Genomic DNA, 255 nt, shown 5'->3' with positions numbered 1-255 from the left:
AACGGTCCTAAGGTAGCGAAATTCCTTGTCGGGTAAGTTCCGACCTGCACGAATGGCGTAACGACTTCCGCACTGTCTCAAACAGGGACTCAGTGAAATTGCAGTCTCGGTGCAGATACCGAGTACCTGCGGCTAGACGGAAAGACCCCGTGCACCTTTACTATAGCTTGGCATTGGATTTTGGGCGTGTATGTGTAGGATAGGTGGGAGGCGATGAAACGGGAGCGCCAGCTCTCGCGGAGCCGTCCTTGAAAT

General features: G+C 53.7%; 1 rRNA gene. It reads left to right on the top strand.

The features are described 5' to 3' along the window. Nucleotides 1-255 (top strand): 23S ribosomal RNA (locus tag MWC30_RS22315); the annotation flags it as partial.

This window comes from Desulforhabdus sp. TSK (assembly GCF_022836495.1).
Taxonomy (GTDB): Bacteria; Desulfobacterota; Syntrophobacteria; order Syntrophobacterales; family Syntrophobacteraceae; genus Desulforhabdus.
Note: the sequence above shows the minus strand (reverse complement) of the source record. Positions and strands in the feature narration are given on the sequence as shown.